Source organism: Clostridium saccharobutylicum DSM 13864 (assembly GCF_000473995.1).
Lineage (GTDB): Bacteria > Bacillota > Clostridia > Clostridiales > Clostridiaceae > Clostridium > Clostridium saccharobutylicum.
In genome coordinates this window covers 389,058-414,046 of sequence record NC_022571.1, presented here as the reverse complement: position 1 = coordinate 414,046, position 24,989 = coordinate 389,058, and the positions used below count along the sequence as shown (strand labels likewise).

Sequence of the window (24,989 nt, the reverse complement as noted above, 5' to 3'; positions counted from 1 at the left end):
CTACCCCCTTAATATTTCTTCAAACTCCTCTTCTGAAAGAACTTTAACTCCTAGTTCCTGTGCTTTAGTTAATTTTGAACCAGCAGCTTCTCCAGCTATAACATAATCTGTTTTCTTACTGACGCTGCCAGATACTTTAGCACCCAAACTTTCTAATTTTTCTTTTATCTCTGTTCTAGAATAATTCTTTAAGGAACCAGTTGCAACAACTGTTTTTCCTTCAAAAGGACTTTCAACTACTTCTTTTTCAGTAAATTTAGGACTAACACCTAAATCAAGCAATTCATCGATTGTAGCTATTACCTTTTCTTCTTTAAAAAATGCCATTACATCTTGTGCTACTACATCTCCAACATCCTGCACTCCAACAAGCTCTTCAAACGTTGCATTCTTTAACCCTTCTAAAGATTTAAATCTATTTACTAAATCCTTAGCTGTTTTTACTCCCACATTAGGAATTCCAAGTGCATATACAAATGCATGTAATTCACAATCCTTACTTTTTTCAATAGATTCTAAAAGATTTTGTGCTTTTTTAGGTCCAAACTTCTCTAAGCCAACTAATTCCTCTTCTTTTAGTTTATATAAATCAGAAATAGATTTAATATTTAACTTTTCAAATAATTGTTCTGCTGTTTTCTCTGAGAATCCCGCTATATTCATAGCTTCTCTGCAAGCATAGTGAACAATACTTTTAACCATTTGTGGTTTACAAGATAAAGTATTATCACAAAAGTAATGAGCTCCTTCTAAAACAATTTTACTTCCGCAGGATGGGCAAACTGTAGGTGGTGTAATTTCCTCAGTGCCTTCTAACGTTTCTTGTACAACACCCATTATTTCAGGTATAACATCATTGCTTCTTCTAACGAAAACATCTGCACCTATTCTAACACCTTTTCTTTTGATATCATCCATATTATTTAATGTTGCTCTTTTAACAGTAACTCCTGCAAGTTCCACTGGTTCTAAAATTGCTGTTGGTCCAACTCTTCCACTTCTACCTACGTTCCATTCAACATCTAAAAGCTTAGTAGTTGTTTCTTGAGCCTCAAATTTATAGGCAATTGCCCATTTGGGAAATTTAACAGTATATCCAAGTAATTCTCTTGTTCTTATATCATCAATAGCAATTACCAATCCATCTATATCATAATTTAAATCAAATCTTATATCTCTTATATAATTTATTTCATTCTGTATTTCATCTATTGATGTACATACTTTAATATAATCATCAACTGGAAGGCCTTTTTCTTTTATAAACGCCATCATTTCAATATAATTTTTAAATTGACTTCCTTCTTTATAACCTACATCATAAAAAAAGGCTGATAAATTTCTTCTTGCTGTTTCTTTTACATTAAGATTTCTTAAAGCACCTGCTGCTCCATTTCTTAGATTCTTCAATGGTGTTTGAGCAGTTTCATTATATTTTTCAAAAGCTTCTTGAGTCATTACAGCTTCACCATGCACTTCAAGAATATCATGACTATCAATTTTAAGAGGAATGGATTTTATTGTTTTCACTTGTGCTGTTACTTCCTCTCCAATTGCACCAGTTCCACGTGTTGCTGCTATTTCAAGTATACCTTCTTCATTATATGTTAAGTTTATTGTTAAACCATCAAACTTCTTAGTTAAAACATACTTTAAGTCAGGAATGTCTTCTCCCTTGCTTCTCATTTCTTCAACAAACTTTACATTTCTGTTATGCCAATCAATAATTTCTTGTAAAGTTTGTGCTTTATCTAAACTCCAAAGCCTTGCTTTATGAGTATACTTTGTGAATCCATCTAAAACTACATCACCAACCCTAAGAGTTGGTGAATATGGAAGAACATATCCTGCTTCTTTTTCTAAATCTTGAAGTTCATAATATTCTTTATCATACTCCGCATCTGTTACAGATGGATTATCTAAAGAATAATATTCATATGAATACCTATTTAATCTTTCCACAAGCTCTTTTATTCTTTCAATTTTATCCACACCATTATCTCCTTATTAAATTTTATACCATCTTAAGTTTAGCAAATGATAATAGCAATATTTTTACACCTTGCTTATCAAAAGCAATAGTAAGTTTTTTATCATTACCAGAATCTTGTATTGACACGATAGTTCCTGTTCCAAACTTTTCATGTATAACTTTTCGTCCCAAAGTTGCTTCATTAGTACTTAGATATCCGTCACTGCTAGAATTTAATGTAGACGAATGCGCTATACCACTTCCTACATTAAAACTTCCTCTGCTTAAATTTAATCCACTACTTGCAACTGTAGCATTTCCCCTAAGATTATTTCTTAGACTATGCGGATTATTATACGAACTTTTTTGAGCAAAGCCTTCTCTACTCTTAATATTTGCCTTATCATTAGCAACATATTCCTTTAATGATGGTTTTATTTCATTAATAAAATCCGATTGTGGATATGCAACTGTTTTACCAAAAACCCTTCTAACTTCAGCTGATGTCATAAATAGTGTTTCTTTTGCTCTTGTTATACCAACGTAGCATAGTCTTCTTGATTCTTCCATTTCAGATTCTTTTTCAAATGATGCAGTTCCTGGGAAAATTCCATTTTCCATACCAACCATGAATACTACTGGAAATTCTAACCCTTTTGCACTGTGAACAGTCATTAGAACTACCATATCATCCTCTTCTTCAATCTTATCAGTATCCTGAACTAAAGATACTTTTTCTAAATATGCAGCTAAAGATTTATCTTCGCTACTCTTTTCAAAATCAACAGCATCTGATACTAATTCTTTTAAATTTTCAATTCTGCTCTTATCTTCGATTTCATTGGACTTTTTTAACACTTCCATATAACCAGTATCTTCTAAAATAGTTTCAATTAAAACTGATACGGGTACTGTTTCACTAAGTACCATAAAATTATCCATCAATTGAACAAAAGGCTCAATACTAGAAACATTTCTAGGTGTTAATGTAGAAATAGATCTAACCTCTGATAAAGCATCCCACATATTCAGCTCAAAATCTGTAGCGAATTCTTGAATTTTGTTAACAGTTGCATCACCAATGCTTCTCTTAGGAACGTTTATAATTCTTCTGATACTAACATCATCTTGTAGATTAACAATGACTTTTAAGTATGCTAATATATCTTTTATTTCTTTTCTATCATAGAATCTTGTACCCCCTACAATTTTATATGGAATACCCTTTCTTCTAAAACTCTCTTCAAAGATTCTTGATTGAGCATTTGTTCTATATAATACAGCAAAATCACTATAATGCTTTTCTTGCTCTTTTTTTATATCGACAATTTGCTTTCCAACAAAATCTCCTTCATCACCATCCGAATACGCTCTATATATCTTAATTTTACTTCCTTCTTCTTGTTCCGTTCTTAATACTTTGCTCTTTCTATTTGCATTATTAACAATTACAACATTAGCTGCATTTAATATATTTGCTTTAGATCTATAATTCTGTTCAAGTTTTATTACCTTAGCACCTGGATAGTCTTTTTCAAAATCAAGAATATTTTGAATATCCGCACCTCTCCATTGATAGATACATTGATCATCATCTCCTACAACACAAATATTCTTATATCTATCTGCAAGTAATCTAACTAATTCATATTGAACAGCATTTGTATCTTGATACTCATCAACCATAATATATTGAAATTTGTTTTGATAAAATTCTAAAACTTCTGGATTACTTTTAAAGAGTTCAACTGTTTTAAATATCAAATCATCAAAATCTAAGGCATTGTTTTCTTTAAGCCTTTTTTGATACATTTCATATACATCTGCGATTTTATTTTCTCTAAAATTACTCTCATTTTCTAGCTTAAAACTTCTAGCAGTTTGCATTCTATCTTTAGCTTTACTTATTTTACCCATTATTTCTTGCTCTGTTATATCTTTTTCATTAATGCTAATAGATTTCATGCATTCCTTCACTAAAGTTTTTTGATCCGATGTATCATATATTGTAAAATTGCTTTTATATCCTATTTTGTCTATTTCTCTTCTTAAAATTCTTACACAAGTTGAATGGAAAGTAGAAATCCACATATTTTCAGCTTTTTCACCGATAAGCGCCTTAACTCTGTCTTTCATTTCCTTGGCTGCTTTATTGGTAAAAGTTATAGCTAATATTTTGTATGGTGCAATACCTAAGTCTTCAATCATGTACGCCATTCTATGAGTTAAGACTCTAGTTTTACCAGATCCCGCTCCCGCTAAAATTAATACTTGACCATCAACTGTAGTTGCTCCTTCATATTGTTCTTTATTAAGTAATGATTTTAAATCCATGTACTTATCCTCCTTTGCCAATCCTTAAACATTATACCATATGTAATAATATTTAAAGTATCACTCACCTTAAAATATCAAACTAATTGCTTGATAAATATTACATATTCTTTTCATTAATTGTCTATAAAATACTATACAAACAAATATTTTATCATTTATTGCTTTTTAGTTCATATATAAATATCCTTTACTATTTTTTACAATAAAATTCAAGTTAACAACTTCATTTTCTATATGTGGAATTAATTCAAAAATCTTAAAAAAAAGTAAATACTGAATCAAATATTTCATAATATAATTTTTATGAAATATTTGATTCAGTATTTATGTATTCTTTAATATTCATTAACTTTTTCGCTTTACCAATTATAATTTGTGCATTTATACTTATATTCTTAAATTTAAACGCAAAGTAAACTTTTTCATATCAAGCAATAAAAAAAAACGCAACCCTTGGGGCTAGGTTGCGCTTTAGCAATAAGCAATAAGCAATAAATAAAAAGGGGGCTATATATTCCTTTTATTTATCCTTGCAAGAATATTATAGGATATTCTTATGGATAATGCAAGGGATTTATTAAAAATTCTTATTTTTTTTATCAAAAATGAATGTTTTTATTGCATTATAATTTAATATTCGTTAATAACTCTTTAAAAGGCTTAATTCATCGTCAGTTAATTCTCTATATTCGCCTTCTTCTAATTCAGTATCTAATAAAAGACCTCCAAATTCCTCTCTTTTGAGATATGTAACTTTCTTATTTACCGCTTCAAACATTCTCTTTACTTGATGGAACTTTCCTTCTTGTATTGTAATCTTAACTTCTGACTCATCATCACTACTAGATAGAATTTCAAGTTTTGCTTCTAAACATTTGTATCCATCATCTAATGCAACTCCATTTTTAAATGCTATTACATCTTTTTCGTCAACTTTCTTATCGATTTTAGCATAATAAACCTTATCAACATGCCACTTAGGTGATATTAATCTGTGATTAAGTTCACCATCATTGGTCAATAATAGCAATCCTACAGTATCTTTATCTAATCTGCCAACTGGAAATGGCTCAAATGCTTGGTGATCAATTTCCAATAAATCAACTACAGTTTCATCTCTATTATCATGAGTTGCTGATATAACTCCAGCTGGTTTATTCATCATTAAATATATGTATTTTCTATATAGTATTTCTTCCCCATTAATTTTTATGCTTGATTTCTCTGGATCAACAGCCATTCCATTATCTTTAGCAATCACCCCATCAACTTCTATTAATCCTTTTTTCACAAATGATTTAACATCTTTTCTACTTCCATAACCTAAATTAGAGATTATTTTATCTAATCTTTCCATATGCTGCACTCCTCTTCTTAAGCTTTTATAGTGTATATTTATTCTAATTATATCATCTATATAAAGTTTCTCATTAATATTAAAACTTATTAACTTTAAAAATCACTACTATTCATAAAATTTACATGATGTATACATCTTTTTATTATTTTAAGCTTATACATTTAAAACCTATTTATATATGATAATTTCTAATAATATATAATTTAAATTCATATAAGGTATATTATCATTGTGTATAACCCTATATAATTATTAATACCTCTCTATACAAATATAGTATCTGATAATGCATGGTAAAGTAAACACATTTATTCTATAAAGCCCAATCAATAAGAAAATCTGCTTCTCCGACTATGTTTTTCTACCACTTTTAAAAATTATTCAAAGATTTGACTGCCTTATAATCTCTTAAAGAATAAAAAAGTTGTTCCGTTTCTGCTTGTCCTTAGTTTCCTTAATGAACATGCAGAAATGGAACAACTTCTACTATTAGAAATCCACAGCCAAATTATATAGCAATCCAATAAAATAGCCACCTTTTCTTCGGTTTACTATAACATAATTCTAAACATCAAATTGTTGGCCTATATTCCGTTATTATAATATCCCATTACTTTTGATACATAATTTTGAGTTTCCTTTGGCATTTTATATAAATCATCCTTAGATGAAACTCCTCTTCTTTGCATGGTTCCAGGTCCACCATTATATGCCATAAGAGCCATCTCAGTATTTCCATTATATTGATCTAAATATTCCTTAAATAATTTAGTTCCGCCATTAACATTTTGATTTATATCATATGCATCTGTAATTCCAGTATGCGAAAAGTTTTCTGGCATAATTTGCATAAGTCCAGCAGCTCCACAACCAGACGTATCCTTAGGATTAAAGTCTGATTCTTGCTTAATTATAGCTAATATTAAGTTTTCATCAACACCATATTTTTTAGACGCTGCGCTTACAACATTACGTATTTTTTGCATATCAGTACTACCTGTACTTGATGATACAGACACAGACTTCGAAGCCGCCTTATTAGGAATAACATATCCATTAGTTAAAACCATAGGTAACTTCTCTAAGTTTTGTCCTGTTGGACATTGTTGTACCACTTTTGCCACATTATTATTTTGAGCATTTATAGTATCTATAAATCCACTTTTACTTGCACTATTTTTATAAGTACTTACTGTTGCAGCAGAATCATTGCCAGTCTCTTTAGTATTATCGGTAACCGCTACATTTTTGTTACTTTTTTGTTTTGAATCCATTAAATTTTTCATCATTAATTCAAATGCATAATTTGTTTGTTCGCTAGCATCACTTGTTGAACTTGAATCATTTGTTACTTGCCCATTTCCCATCATTGACATTGCCATCATTTGTTCACTTGAAAGTTGGCCTAAACCATCTATCGCCATATCAAACTAACCTTCTTCCCAAATTCATCTTATAGTTGTATTTTCGAACTTTTTTTATATATCTTTAATCTCAAATGCTATTTCAGCATAATCTTCATAATTTACTTTTTTATAATAACTTTTTGCTAATGCTAAAACTTTATATTTTCCTGGTGTAAACGGAATAAAACTGTAGTAATGTTTTCTACTATATTCTTGAACCTTTTTCCATTCATTATTCTCCATTAAATAGAATTCATAGCATACCTCTTTTCCGCCTCTACTTATAGCTTCAATAGCAAACTCTTCATTTACTTTTCCTTCAGTTTTATTTGCTATTATCTTAGTATTTATTACAGGCGATGCTTCACTTACATATAAATTCACTTGCTTTTTAGAATCATACTCACCTGTACATTTTATATTTTTCGCATAAACTTCAATTGTATATTTACCTGCAATTTTAGGTATAAATCTTAATTTTTTATTCTTAGAAAAATCTGTTTGTTCAACTGAATGACCATTGATCTTTGTTTCATATTTAACTAAAATTTGTTGTGTATTTTGAATTATGCATTCAAACTCTACAGTTTCTCCAATCAAATGAGTTTCTTTATAAGGCATTATTATATAATCAATTTCCCCTGGCAAATACTCCATTGCTTTTAAATATACAAAAGTATTCGCATCATATGGATTTTCTGAATATTTATCTTTAATCATTATTTCTACTTCATATTCTCCGGCTTGTTCAGGAGTAAAATTAATCCAGTTGGATTTATTGTAATTTATAACTGCAATTTTTTTATTATTCTTTTTAACAATAAATGAATATTGAAGTCGTGTTCCCCCCTCAGCATTTACCATTATGTTAACTGGCTCTCCAGTTATAATTTTCTTTTCTTTATCTACTACTACATCTAAAATCTTTACTGGCTTTTTACTTCTTTTTTTAATAGTAAATGCAATTTTTTTAGCATCCTCATAATCTCCAGAATATTTTTCATCTTTAACATATAATATAATTTCATATTCACCAGGTTCAATAGTATTCCATTTAAATTCATTTTCTTTAACAAAACCTGTATCCTGCTTAATGGGTCCATTTACTTTGTATCTATATAGTAAATTATTTCCCCCTTTAACTTCGGATGTAAATCCAATTTGTGTTTCACTTGCTTGTGGAGAATTTAAATCTGCCACAAAACTATTAATTTTTATATTTCTATATGGTTTAACATTATACACCAATAAGGCTCTATCATCATATTCTTTGTTCGATAAAATTCTTTTTACAAGACATAATAACCTATATGTACCTTGTTGTTCTTCTTCATAACAAACAGTACTTTTAGTTGAATAATCCTGTATACAAATGCACTTTCCGTCTTTACATATTTTATAGAACTTGTACAAAAGTATAATTTTTTCTTTTGCAATTGATTCTTCATCAATCTTTGTTTCTACTAAAAATTTAAGATTTTGTCCAACTATTAGGTTCTTACTTAAACATTTAAAATTAGTTATTTCAACTTTATTACTTTCTTTAACATTTATATTAATTGTTCTGTAATCATCAAAACTATCAATTGATTCTATTCTTTTACACTGAATTAGAAATTCTTTTACTCCTGCCTGGTTTGCTGTATAGTTTAGTATATTATCCGCATCATAATCTCTAACTATATTCCATTCCTTATACCTTTTCATATAAAATCTATATAAACAAATATCATTTTCTATAGTTTTAACTTTTATAGAGCATTTTTCTCCAACTGCTATTTCATTTTTATCACAAATAACCCTATCTATTAATTTGTTTCTTTTTTTACTCACTTCATTTAATTTTCCTGATTGTATTTCAGTTGAACATTTTTGTTCAGATTGTTTACCCTGATTATCTTGAATTTCAATTTGTGATATATGTGATGTTTCTTCACTAATTTTTCTTGGACTCTCTTCACAAAGAGCAACTTCAGCATTTTGATTATCTTGTCCAATTAAAGCCATTTTTTCATCTTTACTAATCTCCGATGCTTCTAAAAAAACAACTTTTTCATCAACATTATTTACTATTTCTTTAAAATCTAATTCGGTGGCACTACAGTTTTCTTTATTACTATATATTGTATTTGATTCTATACCGTTAACAGTTGTATTATAATCTATTTTAGCATCCTCTTCATTTACCACTTTTCTAACAGATACTTCTTCATGCATAGTATTATTAATCTCTCCTTTAACTATAGAGTAATCTTCCTTTGCTAAATAATCTAAAGATTTTTTCCCGTTTTTTTCCCTGGCTTGTACCATAACTATATATTCTCCTTCACTTTTGGGATTCCATGTACACTTATTTTTTTCAGAAAACTCTTGTATAGTATTCCAAATTCCACCCTTGCCAACTATGAATTTATATTCTAAATTATCTATTTCACTATCTATTTTTCCTAATACATTTATCCTTGTACCAACACTTTGTGGTTTTTCTTTATCAAAAACGATCTCAACATACTTTAATTTAAGATCTTCCATCAATTCTAACCTCCTCTCTAATTCCTCTCCCTTTTACCCTTGTAATTATATTATACATTTGTACCATTTTTTGTAAATATCCCAGGTTAATTTTTCATATAAATTATATCATACTTATATAAGCAAGCTCATACAATAATTATACATTTTATCATTTTTTCCACAATATTCATTAATAGGTAATATTGATTTACCTTCTTTTTATCAATAATTTGATAAATAATAACTAAAAAATTGCACTAAAATAAGAAATAAATTATCTCCAAAATAAATAACATTACAATACATAATAGAGAATAAAAAATCACCTTTAAATAACTTATTTAAAGGTGAAACTAATAATTGAAAGAAATTTATGAGTTATAATATTAAATTAAGACACTCTATAAATTAAGTAATCCTCCCCTATTATTGCTAACTTATATTTTAAGGCTAAAGAAACTTTATTAGCTGAGTTTTTTATTACACTCAAAATTATACCGCTACTTCCTCTTCAACCTCAATTTGATTTCCTTTCTGACTTCTTATCTTTTTCTCTTCCGCATATGCGACTAGTAATAATAGAACAATTCCTATAATAAGTGCTGCATAAAATATCACAAATACATCATTCCATCCATGAAGTGTTCTACTTCCAATAGTTATACCTGATGATTTAGGATCTGCTATTTTTGCTAGTGCAACTTTAGCCGTAGAATCTCCAAATAAATATCCAAAAGTTCCACTCAATCCATTAGCAACTGCAATTGCTTTCTTTGGTGCAAATCCTACAAGAGATACCCCTATTAATAATTGAGGTCCAAATATTAACGCACCAAGAGCAAACAATGAAACATTTATCATAGTAACGTTTGTAGCATATCTATATCCCAATACTGCAAATCCTGTTAATATTAAGCATGATGCAGCAACTATAGCTCTTCTTCCTTTTAATAAGTCAGATATAAATCCCCAGCTAAGACTTCCTAAAAGAGCTCCCATCTCAAAATAAAATATTGTATTTACAGCATCACTCATTGCAAAATGTAATTGTTCCGTAACATATAATGGTGCCCAGTTATCTATTCCAATACGTACTATATATACAAAAACATTTGCTACGCATAAAACCCATATCCAAGGATTTTTTAAGACATACTTCCTAAATACTTCAGATTTACTCATATTATCTAATTCAGCAGTATTTTCAGCTCTAACTTCATTAAATATTTCTTCTGCTGAATTCCATCCTAGTTCCTCCGGTTCATCTTTCCCAATAAATAGTAAAATAAAACCAAAAATTAATGCTACTACTGCTGGGACTATAAACATTCCTGCTACCTTACCATGAAAAAACGTATTTGCTCCCCATAAAGCTAGCATCCCAGCTAATGCTCCCCCTATATTATGTGACATATTCCAAAAACCTAAATATCTTCCTCTTTTTTTAGTAGGTGTCCATCTAGAAATTGTTGAGTAAGCACTTGGTCCTCCTGGAGCTTGAAAAAATCCACTCAATCCCCAAAATATTAATATAGCTCCAACTGGCTTACTACCTGACATCAAAATAAATCCTATAATTAATACCATTGTTGCAGACATAATTAATAATGCAGATATTATACGTTTTGCATTTTTACCATCAATAAAATACCCTAAAACCGTTTTACCAAGCGCATAAGTTATTGAAAATGCGAAACCTATATATCCAAGTTCCGATGTGGTAAATCCCATTTCCTCTTTAAGTAAAGGTTGCCCTGCTTTAAGATTATTTCTAATAAAGTACATGCATGCATATACTGCAAATACAACTAAAAATGCTTTAGAAAATTCCTTAAGCCATCTCCTTCGTTGTTCTTCAATCGGGATAGATGCCTCCCTTTTGTTTATGTTAAAAAATTTAATTATATTGTTCATATTTATTCCTCCCCCTATAAGGACAATACAAGTATACACATGTATTCTTCCTAAAATAATAAAATAACGTAATTTAAGCTGAAGTAGGAATATAGATTATGCAAATAATAAAATTACTTAGGCACATGAAAATAAATAATAGACCAAATATGCGACGTATATTTAGTGTCAGACAAGAAAGTGAAATCAGCTCATAATGGATCTATTAGTTGATTTTACTGACGCAGTATGGCGCAAAATAGACAAGCATACTGGTCTATTATTTTTTGATTGTGCCTTAATTTAAATCATTCCACATATTAATTAACCATTCTCTATCATTGCTAGCTTTTGAAAAATTATAATCCTTATATATATCTAATTCATCAAGTTTTATCCCTCTTATTCCTTTTGTATCCTGCCTAGTTGACATTGCAAATGAAATATTATTTAATGTTTCCTCTACTTCCTTATCAGTGCAAAAATCTATAAAATACTTTCCAATATCTCCATTAGGTCCATTTTTAATCTTAGAAATTGCATCAATACTCCATCCACTATTTTTAGGTACATTGGTTACAACATTAAAACCCGAATCCTCAATCAAAAGCTGATCACTTAGAAAATTAATTCCTATTAAATACTCTCCTGTTGCAACCTTTTGCCCTGGAGTATATCCATTAGTTGTAAACTCTCCAACGTTTGCTTTCACTTTTTTGAAAAACTCTTTCACTTTATCCACACCCATACTTTGTGTAAGCGAAGCCAACATAGTATATGCAGTTCCTGATGTATTAGGATCTGAAATTACTATTTCTCCTTTATATATTGGATTCAACAAATCATCATATGTTTTAGGCATTTCTAATCCTTTACAAGAAAACTCTTTATCCCATCTATTTTTGTTAATAACAATAGATAATGGACTTGCTTCAAAACCAATCCAATACCCATCTTTATCCTTATATCTATCTGGGATGCTATAATAATTTTTAGATATATACTTTTCTGAGAGATTTTCTTTTTTCATTAAAACATGAACATCACAAGTTCCACCTATAAATATATCTGACTTAGGATTTTTTCTTTCTGATCTTATTCTTGCTAAAGATTCCTGCGTTGACATTTTCAAATATTCATATGTACACCCTGTTTTCTCTTTAAAAAGCTCTAAAATAGCACTTCCAATTTCATCTCTAGACGCAACATACACAACAATATGCCTTCCTTTTAAATCTGGATATCCATCCTTAAAAGTTACTCTTTCTATTCTTTTGCTACAAGCCGACATATTTAAGAATATAAATATTATTAATACAATCCAAACAATTTGTTTTATCTTCATTAATGTACTCCTTAATAAATATTTATAATTTATCTGCAAATATTTTTCTACATGCATCATTTAACTTACCCCTAAAATATATATGTCTTCCATTTTCGTCTCCCATATACTGAACGACAAAAAAATCATTATCATAAACATCAATATTTACTACATTGCAGCATTTAACTTTTGAAAGAGTACCTGTATCATTATCAAGATAAATTTTTATATGAGATAAAGCTTCTTTTTTATCTTTTAATAAGCTTATAATCTCTTTATTGTTTTCAATCTTTATTGAATTGCTTATTATATTTTTTATACTTTCTTTATCAGATTTATTTAATTCTTTAATTTGACTATTAGAATTAATAATGGTCATCTTATTATTATAATTCATAATTTTTACTATATTAGATGTTGAATATAGATATCCTAGCAATTTGTTTTTCAAACTGTTTATTAATGGTATTTTGTAACTATCATTATATACATTGTTATTTAAAGATAACTTATTACTTATTTCAAAGGTATCTTTCATTCCATTTAAGTAATAAATATTTCCATCAATTTCAATATCGCTGACTTCAGCATCACTATTTTCCTCAATAGAAGAATCCCTTGTAATTTCATTTATTGAATTCCATATTTTTTGTATAGAATTCTCATCTTCAAAAACATACTCCCCCCATCTTTCATTAGAAATTTCAATTTTTACAGGTATAGACATATTTATTTTCTTTACTACTTCATCTTTATCATTGATTATTGTAACTTTATCATATAAAAAACTATAATTCAGATTTATTATTATAACGCAAATAAGTAGCATAACAGTATATATGCCTATAATCTTAACTCTTAAATTGATTCTTTTCACTTCCTACTCCTCCTATATAATAAGGCTATAATTTCTCATAAATGTTTCACAAACGTTTCAAAATTGTAACATTTTAACGTTTTCATAACTTTCAATATGATTTTCTAAAAATAATTTTAACTGAAGTCCACTTCTTTTCCTCACTATATATTTCAATATCACCATTTTGTTTTTTCATTATTTCTTTGCATATACAAAGACCTAATCCATTCCCATTTTTACTTATAGAATTCACCTTTTTAACCCCATTGATTGGTTCAAAAAGCTTATCTAAATGATTTTTTTCAATCCCTATTCCATCGTCTATTATACTTAATATTACACAACTATCCTTTTCTTCCATCTTCACTATGATGCTAGTGCATTCACTATACTTTATTGCATTATCTAAAACATTTAAAATAACCTGCTTAGTTTTATCCTTATCTATAAATAAATTTGTATCAAATATCTCCTTAATTATCTCTATATCATACTTTTTTGCTCTTAACTGTATAACATTTAATGCTTCTTCTATTACTTCGCATAAATTATTTCCATTTCTATCAACATTAAATTCAGCTTTTCCTATTTTAGACAACTCAAGTAATTCCTCTACTAACTTTAAAAGCCTCCGCCCTTCTTTTTTTATATAAATTAAACTATCTTCTACATCTTTCTTATTTTCTAACCTAGGTATTAATTCTGAATATCCTATTATAGCTGTCAGTGGTGTTTTTAATTCATGAGTAACATTATCCAAGAAATTCTTCTGTTTTTGTTTTTCTTCCTTGAGACTTTCTATATAATTTTTTATACTTTCAGTTGTTAAATTGAACGTCTTCGCAAAGTCCTCTATTTCATCTCCACTTTCAATTTCTATCTTGTTATCATACTCACCCTTTGCAATCTTTTCAGATACAATCTTCAACTCTTTTATAGGCCCTGCTATTTTTTCTGAAAAGAGCCTACTTAATATCCATGATATGAAAACTGATAGACAAGCTATAATTCCCATGATTACAAACATATTATTTATGATCTCTTGTCCACTATGCAATGGATAGATATATCTTATGCACCCAAGCGTCACATTCTTAAAATATATGGGACTCGAAAATAACACATACATATTTCCATCAATCTTTTTTACAACGTATGCTTTGTTTCCATTTATGGAATCTGTTATATCCTCATTATAAAGATTAAGATTGTTCATAACAGAATCAGATAATATGTTTCCTGTTTTATCATAAATTTGTGTTCTAAAATTTAATTTATTTGCTAGATATGTATTAATAAGAGGTCCTTTATTAATAAAACTTGTTTCTGCATCTAAATCCTGATCTTTTTCTATATAGTTCTCTATATATAATTGAGTATTGTAGCTTTCTTTAGTTAAAAAATCTATACTACTTTTTATAACGTTACTATACAAATTATTTATTGTTATTATGTATATAAAAGTTATAACAGGAATTAAAATTCCCATATTCATAAGCATAATTTTATCTTTTATCTTTAAATTTACTTTTTTCACACAAGCACATCCTTAAAATGTTTTTATATATTTAATTTCTTAAAACTACATTTCCTAACAGTATGCACATGCCAAACATACAGTTTATTTATTTTATAGTTCCAGCTTATAACCTACTCCATAAATTGTTTTTAAGCTTTCTGAATATATTCCTAATTTTCTCCTTAACCTTTGTATCAAAATATCTACTGCTCTCGTATTACCTTCATACTCATATCCCCAGACTCTTTCTAAAAGTTTTTCTCTGGTGAAAACTTTATTACAATTTTCCATCATAAGTAATAAGGTATCAAATTCCTTATAAGTAGTAGCCACTTCTTGTCCATCTATCAGAATTTTTCTTTCATCTTTTAAAATTCTTATTCCCTTTATATTTATTTCATTATTATTTTCTCTTGCTTTATTATCTTTCTTCTTACTCCTCTTTGTTATTGCTTTTATTCTTAAAATAAGCTCTGCACTATTAAACGGTTTTGTTATATAATCATCCGCACCTAATTGAAGTCCTAAAAGTTTGTCATTCATTTGACTATTTGCAGTAAGCATTATCACGGGTATTTCATTATCTATTTTTTGAAATTTTTGAATAACTTCATGTCCACTTATATCTGGCAGCATAATATCTAATATTACTAATTCTGGCTTTTCCATCTTAAATTTATCCACTGCATCTATTCCCGTCATACTTATAACCACTTTATATCCTTCAAGCTCTAAATTCATTCTAATCAAGTTAACAATACTTTTTTCATCATCTACTACTAATATTTTCATAAAATCTCCACCTTTGTAAATATTAAATATACAGTTAAATTATACAATAAAAATTATTAGACAACATATTTCATCTCCAATTATGCCACAAAATTTTATACCATCCATATATATTACAATCTACATTTTTGCTAGCACCATTTAAGGCACATTTTAAAAAAACAAGCCCATCAGTTTGCAGCTCACTATTTTTTAACACACTTATCAACACAAAAAAAGAAGCCTAATCAGCTTCTAACAATCAAAATTTTCTATTAATTTTATTAAATTTCTTTCTAATCTTAAGTCATCTTCTTCTGTTCGCTTTTTAGGATTCGATGTTTTGCCTCCACCTCTTCTAATTTTTTGTGATATATGTCTTTCCCCTAGGAGTCTATCAATATTATCTTCCTTATATATAAATCCTTTTGGATTCATCACTTTAGCTTTTTTGGAAAGACAGATTGCAGCCACACCATAGTCTTGAGATATAACTATATCTCCTTTTTCTGTTTCATTCATAACATACATATCAACGCTTTGAAATCCACTATCTACAATTTTAACTTGCGAATAATCACTTTGAATAAAATGATTAATATCACAAAAAATCATAACTGGAATTTTACGATTTTTTGCTACTTTTTCAATAATGGAGATACCTGGGCAGGCATCTCCATCAATTATAACTTTCATTTAGATTAAAGTCTCTTTTCTAGAGCTTCTCTAACATCTTCATATCCTGGTTTTCCTAATAAAGCAAACATATTCTTCTTATATGCTTCAACTCCTGGTTGATTAAATGGATTTACTCCTAAAAGATATCCACTAATTCCACAAGCTTTTTCAAAGAAATAAACCATGTATCCAAAATAGTATGCTGAAATTTCTGGTACATTTACTACCATGTTTGGAACTCCACCATCATTGTGAGCTAATACAGTTCCTTGGAATGCCTTATTATTAACAAAATCCATAGTCTTTCCAGCTAAGAAATTTAATCCATCTAAATCTTGAGAATCTTTTTCTATAGTGATTTCATACTTTGGTTTTTCAATATTAACAACTGTTTCAAATAAAACTCTTCTTCCTTCTTGAACATATTGTCCCATTGAGTGAAGATCAGTAGTAAAATCAACTGCTGCTGGGAATAAACCCTTATTGTCTTTTCCTTCTGATTCTCCATATAATTGTTTCCACCATTCATTGAAATAGTGCAATGAAGGTTCGTAATTTACTAATAATTCAATTACTTTACCTTTATTATATAAAGCATTTCTAACTGCTGCATATTTATAAGCATCATTGTTATTAAGAGATGGATCTGAATATGCTTCTCTTGCATCAGCAGCTCCCTTCATCATATCATCAATGCTTATTCCTGCTGCAGCTATTGGTAATAATCCAACTGCTGTTAATACTGAGAATCTTCCCCCAACATCATCTGGAACTACAAAAGTTTCATATCCTTCTGCATTAGCTAATGTCTTTAAAGCACCCTTAGCTTTATCAGTTGTAGCATATATTCTCTTTCTTGCTTCATCTATACCATATTTATTTTCTAAATATGATCTTAAAATTCTAAATGCAATTGCAGGTTCTGTAGTAGTACCTGATTTAGAAATTACATTTAAACTTATATCTTTACCTTCAATAGCTTGTAATAATTCTGACATATATGTTGAACTTATATTATTACCTACATAGAATATCTTTGGTGCTTTTCTCTTGTCACCTTCTAAAGCATTATGGAAATTACTTGTTAGCATTTCTATTGCAGCTCTAGCACCAAGATATGATCCTCCTATTCCAATAACTATTAAAACATCTGAATCTGATTGAATTTTTTCTGCTGATTTTTTGATTCTTGCAAATTCATCTTTATCATAATTTACTGGTAGGTCAAGCCAACCTAAAAAGTCATTTCCTGCTCCTGTTCCATTGTGTAATTTATCATGAGCACTCTTAACCATGTCCTCCATGTAGTCAATTTCAGTTGTGTCTAAATAAGGTGCAACTTTTGATAAATCTAATGATATGCCTTTACTCATTTTTATTTCTACCTCCATATAACAATAAAAATATTTTCTATTATTCCATTATATCATAAATTATGCTAATCATATCTTAGCTTTACATATTTTTATTATTTACAATTAATAAAAATATTATTTACAATTAATAAAATAACAATTCACTCATATCTTATACTCGTACTTCAAATTAATTTATAAAATGAAAAAGAGGATATCGCAAAATATAAAATTAATACAATCTTATTGCTTGTCCTACACTATAATCCACCAATATATTGTATCTAAAATTTATTTTGAGACATCCCATTCAAAATAATTTTTCTGCTATAAAACTAAAATCATTTTATTTTAGTTTTTTCATTATCTATTTCTTTTAGAGCAGCATCTGCAGCAACATTTACAAAAACATCTACATCTTCGACAATGTCTTCTTTGGTTTTTAATATAGTTAATTACTTCCTCTCTAGCTTTTTCATATCCCTCTTTGTATCCTTTTTCATAGCCTTTTTCACAGCCTTCTTTGTATCCTTTTTTATATCCCTTTTCACAACCTTCTTTGTATCCTTTTTCGTATCCTTCTTTATATCCTTTTTCGTATCCCTTTTTATATCCTTTTTTATATCCTTCTTCAATGCCTTCCTCGTATCCTTCTTCAACGCCTTGTAAGAAGCATTCATCACATCCACAACTTCTATCTTTTGTAGAGTCATATTCATCACTAGAGCATGAATAAGAATCTGATTCATCATATTCATCTTCATCATATAAGCATTTATCTTCACTATATCCTTCTGAGTCATTTCTGTCATACATTTCAAATTCCTTTATAGCATCAGCATAATTCTTTTTATTGTTCATCTTTCTCTCTCCTTTGTAATTTCCCATAGGATTATTCCTACAGACACTTGTATATAATTTTTTTAATTCATTGCAAAATAGTTCTTTAATAAAATAACAATTATTTAAGAGCTATCTGATATTATATTATGCTGATTTATTATATTTGCTATTAATTGGAATACATTTAAAATAAAATTATAAAAAAGAAAACATCTGAAATGCCTATGATTCAAGGCTTTTCAGATGTTTGTTTATTTACATACATTCAAGATAATTTGTTATTTATTTTCATGTACTTTATTCAAATTCTATAGTAGCTGGTGGCTTTCCTGTGCAATCATACATTACACGATTTACACCTTTTACTTCATTTACAATTCTAGTTGTTACCTTTCCAAGCACTTCCCATGGAAGATCTGCTGATTCTGCAGTCATGAAATCACTTGTAGTTACAGCTCTAAGGGCAATTGCATAATCATATGTTCTTTCATCACCCATAACACCTACTGAACGCATATTAGTAAGAGCTGCAAAATATTGACCAATTTCTTTATCAATACCTGCTTTTGCAATTTCTTCACGATAAATTGCATCTGCTTCTTGAACTATTTTAACTTTTTCAGCAGTTACTTCTCCAATGATACGTATTCCAAGTCCTGGGCCTGGGAAAGGTTGTCTGAATACTAATTTTTCAGGTATGCCAAGTTCAAGTCCTGCCTTACGCACTTCATCCTTAAACAATAATCTAAGAGGTTCTATTATCTCTTTAAAATCAACACAATCAGGAAGACCTCCAACATTGTGATGTGATTTTATAACTGCTGATTTTCCAAGACCACTTTCAATTACATCTGGATAAATAGTTCCTTGTACAAGATAATCAACTGCTCCTATTTTCTTAGCTTCCTCTTCAAATACTCTTATAAACTCTTCACCAATAATTTTTCTCTTTTGTTCTGGCTCTTCTACTCCAGCTAACTTTTCATAAAATCTTTCTTGTGCATTTACACGAATGAAATTCAAATTGTATTGTCCATTAGGTCCAAATACTTCTTCAACTTCATCCCCTTCATTTTTACGAAGTAATCCATGATCAACAAATACACATGTTAATTGGTTTCCAACAGCCTTTGAAAGTAATACTGCTGCTACAGATGAATCAACTCCACCTGATAATGCACATAACACTTTACCATTTCCAACTTTTTCACGAACTTCTTCAATTGTCTTTTCAACAAATGAATCCATTTTCCAATCTCCAGTACAACCACAAACATTATATACAAAGTTTGAAAGCATCTTTGTACCTTCTTGTGTATGCATAACTTCTGGATGGAATTGGACTGCATATAAATTTTTATCTTCACATTCCATAGCTGCAACTGGACATACTGGAGTATTACCTATTATTTTAAATCCTTCTGGTGCCTTTTCTATGTAATCAGTATGACTCATCCAACAAATTGTTGAAGGTGACACTCCTTCAAAAAGTTTAGATTGTACATTTACATCAACTTTTGTTTTTCCATATTCACTTACAGGTGCTGTTGCAACTTTCCCTCCAAGCATATGAGACATAAGTTGAGATCCATAACATATACCAAGAATAGGTACTCCTATTTCAAATATAGCTTTGTCACATAAAGGAGAATCTTCACCATATACACTATTTGGTCCACCTGTAAAGATAATTCCCTTTGGATTCATTTCTTTTATCTTATCAACACTTAAATTATAAGGATGAACTTCACAATATACATTACATTCTCGTACTCTTCTTGCTATTAATTGATTATATTGCCCACCAAAATCGACAACTAAAATTAACTCTCTCTTCATGCTTTCCTCCTAAAATTCTTTTTCTAATGTCTATTATTAACTAAATAGAACTTTTTATCAAGAAATTAAATTATTTTTGACTTAATTTCTTTATTTACATAGAATTTTCGATATTTCTTTCTAATCAAACTAAGTAATGCACAGTCCAGCAATGCTACCTCAATAAATTGTGAACTGTGCATCATAACTTTTATTATTGTCCTACACTATAGTTAGGAGCTTCCTTAGTAATATTAATATCATGTGGATGACTTTCTCTAAATCCTGCTGCTGTTTGAATCACGAATGTAGCAGTTTCATATAAAGTATCAAAATCCTTTGATCCTAAATATCCCATTCCAGATTTTATTCCACCTATTAATTGGAATATAGTATCTGTAACAGATCCTTTAAATGCTATTCTTCCTTCAACACCTTCTGGAACTAGTTTTTTATTACCTTCTTGGAAGTATCTATCCTTAGATCCACATTCCATAGCTGCTAAAGATCCCATTCCTCTATATACTTTGTAACTTCTTCCTTGATATATTTCCATTTCTCCTGGTGCTTCTTCACAACCTGCAAATAATGATCCCATCATTGCAACTGATGCTCCAGCAGCTAATGCTTTTACTACATCTCCTGAATATTTAAGTCCACCATCTGCAATTACAGGTATTCCATATTTTCTACCCATTTCTGCACAATCCATAACAGCTGTTAATTGTGGAACTCCAACTCCGGCTACTACTCTTGTAGTACAGATTGATCCTGGTCCTATACCAACTTTTACACAATCTGCTCCTGCTTTTATTAAGTCTTCTACGGCTTCTGCTGTAGCAACATTACCAGCTATAACTTGAAGGTCTGGATATACTTCTTTAATCTTCTTAACAGCTTCTAAAACACCTTGCGAATGACCATGAGCTGTATCAAGAACAATAACGTCAACTTGAGCTTTAACTAACGCATCAATTCTTTCCATCATATTTCCAGTAACTCCAACTCCAGCTCCACATAATAATCTACCTCTGCCATCCTTCGCTGCATTTGGGAACTTTTTCACTTTTTCAATATCTTTCATTGTGATTAAGCCTTTTAAATACCCTTCTTTATCAACTAGAGGTAATTTTTCAACTTTATGTTTCTTTAATATTTCTTTAGCTTCTTCAACTGTAGTATTCTCCGGCGCAGTAATTAAGTTTTCTTTTGTCATTACTTCTGAAATTTTTCTTTGGAAATTTGTTTCGAAAATTATATCTCTGTTAGTAATTATTCCTATTAATTTACCTTCTTTAGTAGTAATTGGAACACCTGAGATTCTATATTGAGACATTAAATTTTCAGCATCTTGAATAAGGTGATCTTGTGATAAGAATATAGGATCTGTAATAACTCCATTTTCTTGTCTTTTAACTCTATCAACTTCTTTAGCTTGTTGTTCAACAGTCATATTTTTATGTATAATTCCGATTCCGCCTTCTCTAGCCATTGCAATAGCCATTTTAGACTCAGTTACTGTATCCATTCCAGCACTCATTAAAGGTATGTTTAATGCTATTTTTTTAGTCAAATGTGTTTTTACACTTACTTCTCTTGGTAATATATTTGATTTATTAGGTACTAATAACACGTCATCAAAAGTATATGCTTGTTTAATTATTTTTGCCATTTTAATTCCTCCCAGTTTTGAAACATTTATTTCGTTTTATTTTAATTTTGATTGTTTTCCTGCAAATTTTATTATATTTTTTTGTACAAAAAAAGCACATTAACCTTCTAAGTGATATTAATATGCTAATAAAATTCGAAATTTAGCTTATATTAATATCACCCATAGTCGGAAATTTAAGGTCTCCGGTAGATACTCCTTGCCATATTCAAGGTATATACGAGTTTTTAAATGTGCTATGTTTTTGAATTAAAACTATTATAATGTATGTACAATACAAAGTCAATGAATTTGAAATTAAAATTGCATTTTTATCTTACATTCTAACTTTTAATCCTTTACTTGGACTTTACTTAATCTTCTTTGGATCTAAAATATCATTATCGCCAGAAATATCAAATTCGGCACCATCTAGAATGTCATAACAATTTTGCAAACTAGTTTCTCTAGTATTTAAATTTTTTAATTCAGACTCATCTACATACTTTTTTACTCCTTCATTGCTTATAGCAGTCTGAACAGTTGTACTTTTGCTTAATGGTGTACTAGCTTTTAAATTATATGATTCAACTGCCATTACAACCTTTCTACTCTGATCTACTACTTTCACTTTTTTAGCTTCTTTTATATAACCGTTAACTCTAGGTAAAATTGCAGCTGCAAGAATTCCTATAATAGCTATTACTGCTATTACTTCAATTAATGTAAATCCACCTTTTTTTCTATTTTTATATGGCTCTCTTTTATTATCTTTAACTTTCATTTTTAGCAAATAATTAACTTTATAAATTCAAATCACCTCTAAATTCAATATTTTATTTAGAATTATTCCTTTATTTATACTTTTTATTCAACTTAAACAAATTTATTTTTTTAATAAATAATAAAATATAAATCCAATATCTTAATTAGTAAAAATGAACATAAAAAAGCTAGAAGATAAACACTAACAATACGTGTTTGTCTTCTAGCTTATCTATTTAATATTATCTGCTAATATTACTTGCTAAATGCTCTATTTTAGTACATTCCATCCATGCCCATTCCTGGAGCCCCTGCTGGCATTCCAGATTCCTTTGCAGGAATATCAACAACTGCTGCTTCAGTTGTTAAGAATGTTGATGATACTGATGCAGCATTTTGAAGTGCTGATCTTGTAACCTTAGTTGGATCAACTATTCCACCCTTTATCATGTTAATATATTCACCATGTAAAGCATCATATCCAACTCCTGCTTCACTATTCTTAACTTTTTCTATTATTACTGATCCTTCAACTCCTGCATTAGTTGCAATTTGTCTAACCGGTTCTTCTAATGCTTTAACGATTATATTAATACCAATTTGAGTATCTGGAACATCTGAAGTTAATTTTGCAACTTCATTAATAACATTAACATATGCAGTTCCACCACCAGCAACTATACCTTCTTCAACAGCTGCTTTTGTTGCATTAAGAGCATCTTCAATTCTAAGTTTCTTTTCTTTTAATTCAGTTTCAGTTGCTGCACCAACTTTGATTACTGCAACTCCACCAGCAAGTTTTGCTAATCTTTCTTGTAATTTTTCTTTATCAAATTCTGAAGTTGTTTCTTCAACTTGAGCTTTAATTTGGTTAACTCTTTCTTTAATTTGTGCTGATTCACCCTTACCATTAACTATAACTGTATTTTCTTTAGTTACTTTAACGCTATCAGCTGTACCCAACATATCTATAGTAACTTCTTTTAAATCTCTTCCTAGTTCTTCTGCTATAACAGTACCACCAGTTAATATAGCTATATCTTGTAACATTTCTTTTCTTCTATCGCCAAAACCTGGAGCCTTTACAGCAACACAAGTAAATGTTCCTCTTAATTTATTAACTACTAATGTAGCCATTGCTTCTCCTTCAATGTCTTCAGCAATTATTAATAGCTTCTTACCTGCTTGAACTATTTGTTCAAGTACTGGTAATATTTCTTGAATATTTGTAATCTTTTTATCAGTAATTAAAATGTATGGATTTTCTAAAATAGCTTCCATTTTTTCTGTATCAGTAGCCATGTAAGGTGATACATATCCTCTGTCAAATTGCATACCTTCAACAACATCTAATTCAGTTCCCATTGATTTAGATTCTTCTATAGTTATAACGCCTTCATTACCTACTTTTTCCATAGCGTCTGCTATCAACTTACCTACTTCTTCATCTGCAGCTGAGATTGCAGCAACTCTAGCTATATCTTCTTTTCCTTCTATGTTTTTAGAAATCTTCTTAATTTCTTCAACTGCCTTATCTACAGCCATCCTAATACCAGTTCTAATTAATATTGGATTAGCTCCAGCAGTTACATTTTTTAACCCTTCTCTTATAATTGCTTGAGCAAGTAAAGTAGCTGTTGTAGTACCGTCTCCAGCTACATCATTAGTTTTTGTTGCAACTTCTTTAACTAATTGAGCTCCCATGTTTTCATATGGATCTTCTAATTCTATTTCTCTTGCAATAGACACTCCATCATTTGTGATTAATGGTGCCCCAAATTTCTTATCTAATACAACATTTCTACCTTTAGGTCCTAAAGTAACCTTAACTGTATCTGCTAATTTATCTACGCCAATTTGCATATTTCTTCTTGCGTCTTCTCCGAATTTTAACATCTTAGCCATTTATAATACACTCTCC

17 protein-coding genes and 1 riboswitch are annotated in these 24,989 nt (G+C 29.3%); all 17 genes read right to left on the bottom strand.

Going from position 1 to position 24,989, the window contains the following annotated elements:
- The gene (gene ligA / locus CLSA_RS01865; RefSeq protein WP_022743721.1) at positions 1-1,992 is read right to left on the bottom strand and encodes an NAD-dependent DNA ligase LigA; all 1,992 of its coding nucleotides are present in this window, start codon (positions 1,990-1,992) and stop codon (positions 1-3) included.
- Positions 1,993-2,014: 22 nt separating this feature from the next.
- On the bottom strand, positions 2,015-4,306 hold the full coding sequence (gene pcrA / locus CLSA_RS01860; protein ID WP_022743720.1) for a DNA helicase PcrA: 2,292 nt from the start codon (positions 4,304-4,306) through the stop codon (positions 2,015-2,017).
- 643 nt (positions 4,307-4,949) lie between these two features.
- Positions 4,950-5,666, bottom strand: coding sequence for a pseudouridine synthase (locus CLSA_RS01855; protein WP_022743719.1), 717 nt, complete (start codon positions 5,664-5,666; stop codon positions 4,950-4,952).
- A 587-nt stretch (positions 5,667-6,253) separates the two neighbouring features.
- Entirely contained in the window at positions 6,254-7,093 is an 840-nt protein-coding gene (locus CLSA_RS01850; RefSeq protein WP_022743718.1) for a lytic transglycosylase domain-containing protein, read from the bottom strand.
- A 54-nt stretch (positions 7,094-7,147) separates the two neighbouring features.
- A complete protein-coding gene (locus CLSA_RS01845) occupies positions 7,148-9,607 on the bottom strand; it encodes a triple tyrosine motif-containing protein (RefSeq protein ID WP_022743717.1) in 2,460 nt (819 codons plus the stop codon).
- 474 nt (positions 9,608-10,081) lie between these two features.
- Positions 10,082-11,503, bottom strand: coding sequence for a hexose-6-phosphate:phosphate antiporter (uhpT, locus tag CLSA_RS01840; RefSeq protein ID WP_022743716.1), 1,422 nt, complete (start codon positions 11,501-11,503; stop codon positions 10,082-10,084).
- Between the two features lie 277 nt (positions 11,504-11,780).
- Complete coding sequence (locus CLSA_RS01835) at positions 11,781-12,827, bottom strand: ABC transporter substrate-binding protein (protein WP_022743715.1); 1,047 nt, start codon at positions 12,825-12,827, stop codon at positions 11,781-11,783.
- Positions 12,828-12,849: 22 nt separating this feature from the next.
- On the bottom strand, positions 12,850-13,686 hold the full coding sequence (locus tag CLSA_RS01830) for a DUF3919 family protein (protein WP_022743714.1): 837 nt from the start codon (positions 13,684-13,686) through the stop codon (positions 12,850-12,852).
- A gap of 91 nt (positions 13,687-13,777) precedes the next feature.
- The gene (locus CLSA_RS01825) at positions 13,778-15,205 is read right to left on the bottom strand and encodes a sensor histidine kinase (protein ID WP_022743713.1); all 1,428 of its coding nucleotides are present in this window, start codon (positions 15,203-15,205) and stop codon (positions 13,778-13,780) included.
- A gap of 93 nt (positions 15,206-15,298) precedes the next feature.
- The gene (locus tag CLSA_RS01820) at positions 15,299-15,979 is read right to left on the bottom strand and encodes a response regulator transcription factor (RefSeq protein ID WP_022743712.1); all 681 of its coding nucleotides are present in this window, start codon (positions 15,977-15,979) and stop codon (positions 15,299-15,301) included.
- A 234-nt stretch (positions 15,980-16,213) separates the two neighbouring features.
- Positions 16,214-16,654, bottom strand: a complete 441-nt coding sequence (locus CLSA_RS01815; protein ID WP_022743711.1) for a YaiI/YqxD family protein — start codon at positions 16,652-16,654, stop codon at positions 16,214-16,216.
- Positions 16,655-16,659: 5 nt separating this feature from the next.
- A complete protein-coding gene (locus CLSA_RS01810) occupies positions 16,660-18,009 on the bottom strand; it encodes a glucose-6-phosphate isomerase (protein WP_022743710.1) in 1,350 nt (449 codons plus the stop codon).
- 345 nt (positions 18,010-18,354) lie between these two features.
- On the bottom strand, positions 18,355-18,852 hold the full coding sequence (locus CLSA_RS21890; protein ID WP_052334780.1) for a hypothetical protein: 498 nt from the start codon (positions 18,850-18,852) through the stop codon (positions 18,355-18,357).
- Between the two features lie 279 nt (positions 18,853-19,131).
- Positions 19,132-20,673: a glutamine-hydrolyzing GMP synthase gene (guaA, locus tag CLSA_RS01800; protein WP_022743708.1), complete on the bottom strand. Its 1,542-nt coding sequence runs from the start codon at positions 20,671-20,673 to the stop codon at positions 19,132-19,134.
- Positions 20,674-20,866: 193 nt separating this feature from the next.
- On the bottom strand, positions 20,867-22,324 hold the full coding sequence (guaB, locus tag CLSA_RS01795; protein WP_022743707.1) for an IMP dehydrogenase: 1,458 nt from the start codon (positions 22,322-22,324) through the stop codon (positions 20,867-20,869).
- A gap of 145 nt (positions 22,325-22,469) precedes the next feature.
- A riboswitch (purine riboswitch) is annotated at positions 22,470-22,567 on the bottom strand.
- A gap of 106 nt (positions 22,568-22,673) precedes the next feature.
- Positions 22,674-23,087, bottom strand: a complete 414-nt coding sequence (locus tag CLSA_RS01790) for a prepilin-type N-terminal cleavage/methylation domain-containing protein (RefSeq protein ID WP_022743706.1) — start codon at positions 23,085-23,087, stop codon at positions 22,674-22,676.
- Between the two features lie 257 nt (positions 23,088-23,344).
- Positions 23,345-24,973, bottom strand: coding sequence for a chaperonin GroEL (groL, locus tag CLSA_RS01785; RefSeq protein WP_022743705.1), 1,629 nt, complete (start codon positions 24,971-24,973; stop codon positions 23,345-23,347).
- Between the last annotated feature and the right edge of the window lie 16 nt (positions 24,974-24,989).